Consider the following 3372-nt stretch of genomic DNA (forward strand, 5'->3'; position numbering starts at 1 on the left):
GGGTAAGCGGATTAAATGGTTGATCTTACCTTTGCATGAGAGTGAGACAGACCGGCATCTCATCGGATTATCTGGTTGATGCTTCACCTACTGCTGGTGCATGTTTCCTTCGCTAATTCCAGCAAGAACCCCACACGCCTCAACTTCCCGGTCATCGTTGCAACTCGCTCTCAGTGAAACGAGTTGTTTCTCAAGCGCTTGCAGAGCGGTTATCTGCGACCGCACATGAGAGATGTGATCATCGAGCAAGGTGTTGACGGCGGTACAAGGCTGATGAGGGTCGTCCTGATAGCTCTGTAGTTCGTGAATCTCAGCCAGTGACAGGCCCAGGATTCTGCAGCGACGGATGAAGGCCAGCCCCTCACCATGCTTCTCGGTATAGACACGGTAACCGTTGTCCTGCCGATCAGGCGGCGGCAACAAGCCCTGTTGTTCATAGAAGCGGATCGTCTGTGTTTCGACCCCTACCAACTGCGCCAACTGACCAATGCGCATCAGCCTCCTCCCCAACGGATTCTTTACTCTATTGACCTTATAGTAGCTTTATAGTTTTAAATGGTACCACAACATTGTTCAAGTGGAGTCGTATCATGAGCAAATCCTGTGGTGGCGCCTGTGGCGGTGATGCAACGTCCGCAGCGGATACCGATATACAGGCCTCCTCCGAGGCGCCAGGGAGATGGGTCAGTGTTTATGCCGTGCCGAAGATGGACTGTCCATCAGAAGAACGAATGATTCGCCTAGCCCTGAACGGCTTTGAGGAGATTCGGGCGCTGTCCTTCGACTTGTCGAACCGCCGGCTGAAGGTCGTGCATGACGGCGAGGTCGAGCCCGTCACCTCGAAACTGAAGACCTTGGGGCTAGGCGCCTCGCTTCAGGAAACCGTCGCTGCAAATCCGGAGACCATCAAGGCCGCCGAGTTTTCGGCAGCTTCTGCTAAGCAAGAATCCGGGACCCTGCGCTGGTTGCTCGGCATCAATGCACTTCTGTTCGTGGTGGAAATGACTGCCGGTCTGATCGCCCAGTCCACCGGCCTGATTGGAGAATCCCTGGACAATTTTGCCGATGCGGCGGTGTACGGGCTTGCCCTTTATGCGGTTGGGCATAGCGTGAAAATGCAGGTACGTGCCGCGCATCTTGCTGGTGTACTGCAACTGATCTTGGCTGTGGGCGTGCTCGTAGAGGTGGTGAGACGCTTTGTATTCGGTAGTGAGCCTGAATCGCTGGTGATGATGGCTATCGCATTCGTCGCATTGATTGCCAATACCAGTTGTCTGCTGCTCATATCCAAACATCGGGAAGGCGGGGCGCACATGAAGGCAAGCTGGATATTCTCGGCCAACGACGTGGTGATCAACCTGGGGGTCATCACCGCCGGCGCCCTGGTCGCGTGGACCGGTTCCAATTATCCGGATCTGATTATCGGCACCATCGCGGGGGGCATTGTACTTAACGGTGCCAGACGCATTTTGGCGTTGAAGGGTTAAATAATGCTCATTATTGGCAAAAAGCTCTCGCCGTATGCCCTATTGTCCATATCGGGCCTGCTGGCAGCGTCTGATCAGGCTGTAAAGTGGCTGGTGCAGCAATCAATGGCCTATGGCGAGTATGTTTCGGTGACCCCGTTCTTTAACTGGGTGCACCTATGGAACACCGGTGCCGCATTCAGTCTTTTTGCGAATGGTGGAGGCTGGCAGCGCTACTTTTTTATCGGAATCGCGGTAGTGGTCTCGATTTTTCTGATCAAGCTGATCCTTGAAAATCGTCATAAAGGAGAAGCCATCGCTTACAGTCTTATCCTCGGTGGCGCCATGGGCAACCTGATTGACCGGGTCTTTCGCGGCTATGTTGTGGATTCCTTTGATTTCTATTGGCGAGACTGGCATTGGCCGGCCTTCAACCTGGCTGATATTGCAATTGTCCTCGGTGCCTTACTTTTCGTTTCCAGCAGCTTGTTGGGTAAAAAAGCAAACACCAATGCCGAGTCGGATGGATCTGACTGACACCTACGCCTATACAACACCATGACCGAACTTCCCGACAACATCCTTCACCTGCCGCAATACCAAGTACTGGGCTGCAAATCAACCGACGACGAAATGCACTTCCAGGTGGACGTGCCCGATCCCATCGCCTGCGAGGAATGCGGCGTGCAGGGTGAGTTCGTACGGTTCGGCAAGCGTGACGTTCCCTATCGTGATCTGCCCATCCACGGCAAGCGGGTCACTCTCTGGGTGGTCCGCCGCCGATACACCTGCCGGGCCTGCAAGACAACATTCAGGCCCCAGCTACCGGAGATGGTGGACGGATTCCGTATGACACTGCGGCTGCATGAGTACGTGGAGAAGGAATCCTTCAACCACCCCTACACCTTTGTGGCGGCACAGACCGGCCTGGACGAGAAGACGGTGCGCGACATCTTCAACGCCCGCGCCGAGTTCCTGGGGCGCTGGCACCGCTTCGAGACGCCCCGCATCCTGGGCATTGACGAGCTATACCTGAACAAGCGCTACCGCTGCATTCTGACCAACATTGAGGAGCGAACCCTGCTCGACCTGCTGGCCACCCGCCGCCAGGACGTGGTGACCAACTACCTGATGAAGCTGAAAGACCGGCAGAAGGTCGAGATCGTCAGCATGGACATGTGGAACCCCTACCGGGCAGCGGTCAAGGCTGTGCTGCCCCAGGCCCGTATCGTGGTCGATAAGTTCCATGTGGTGCGCATGGCCAACGATGCCCTAGAGAGAGTGCGCAAGGGCCTCAGAAAGGAGCTGAAACCGTCCCAGAGCCGGACTCTCAAGGGAGACCGGAAAATCCTGCTGAAACGCGCTCACGAAGTCTCAGATCGGGAGCGCCTCATCATGGAGACCTGGACAGGCGCGTTCCCGCAACTGCTGGCCGCCTACGAGCACAAGGAGCGCTTCTACGGCATCTGGGACGCCACCACACGGCTCCAGGCAGAAGCCGCCCTGGACGAGTGGATAGCCACCATCCCGAAGGGCCAAAAGGAAGTCTGGAGCGATCTGGTCAGGGCAGTGGGAAACTGGCGCGAAGAGACCATGACCTACTTCGAGACGGACATGCCCGTCACCAACGCTTACACGGAGTCCATCAACCGACTGGCCAAGGACAAGAACCGTGAAGGGCGCGGTTACTCCTTCGAGGTGATGCGGGCACGAATGCTCTACACCACGAAGCACAAGAAGAAGGCACCGACTGCGAAGGTCTCTCCTTTCTACAAGAAAACCATCGGTTACGGACTGCCGGACTTCGCAGAGGAACTCAACTACGGAGTCGATCTATCAACCATCTGAGGGTGGTATCAGATTGATGGGGTGAAGGTGCCCCATCAACCATTAAATCCGTATACCC

General features: G+C 55.9%; 4 protein-coding genes. 3 read left to right on the top strand and 1 reads right to left on the bottom strand.

The annotated features are described in order from the left end of the window. Positions 1-87: 87 nt before the first annotated feature. A complete protein-coding gene (gene cadR / locus Q668_RS16005; RefSeq protein ID WP_007148576.1) occupies positions 88-495 on the bottom strand; it encodes a Cd(II)/Pb(II)-responsive transcriptional regulator in 408 nt (135 codons plus the stop codon). Positions 496-590: 95 nt separating this feature from the next. Here cadR and Q668_RS16010 point away from each other — a divergent pair, with 95 nt between their 5' ends. From Q668_RS16010 to Q668_RS16020, 3 genes are read left to right on the top strand one after another with little or no spacing between them, the layout of a single operon-like run. Next, on the top strand, positions 591-1487 hold the full coding sequence (locus Q668_RS16010; RefSeq protein WP_004574643.1) for a cation transporter: 897 nt from the start codon (positions 591-593) through the stop codon (positions 1485-1487). 3 nt (positions 1488-1490) lie between these two features. Then, a complete protein-coding gene (gene lspA, locus Q668_RS16015; RefSeq protein WP_003821921.1) occupies positions 1491-2003 on the top strand; it encodes a signal peptidase II in 513 nt (170 codons plus the stop codon). 21 nt (positions 2004-2024) lie between these two features. Beyond that, positions 2025-3314: an ISL3-like element ISPpu12 family transposase gene (locus Q668_RS16020; RefSeq protein WP_004574636.1), complete on the top strand. Its 1290-nt coding sequence runs from the start codon at positions 2025-2027 to the stop codon at positions 3312-3314. Positions 3315-3372: the final 58 nt, after the last annotated feature.

The organism is Marinobacter sp. ES-1, from assembly GCF_000475255.1.
GTDB lineage: Bacteria > Pseudomonadota > Gammaproteobacteria > Pseudomonadales > Oleiphilaceae > Marinobacter > Marinobacter vinifirmus.

Bases quoted from the DNA above. Each gene is read 5' to 3' on its own strand.
- cadR (WP_007148576.1), bottom strand. From the start codon at position 495: ATGCGCATTGGTCAGTTGGCGCAGTTGGTAGGGGTCGAAACACAGACG.
- Q668_RS16010 (WP_004574643.1), top strand. From the start codon at position 591: ATGAGCAAATCCTGTGGTGGCGCCTGTGGCGGTGATGCAACGTCCGCA.
- lspA (WP_003821921.1), top strand. From the start codon at position 1,491: ATGCTCATTATTGGCAAAAAGCTCTCGCCGTATGCCCTATTGTCCATA.
- Q668_RS16020 (WP_004574636.1), top strand. From the start codon at position 2,025: ATGACCGAACTTCCCGACAACATCCTTCACCTGCCGCAATACCAAGTA.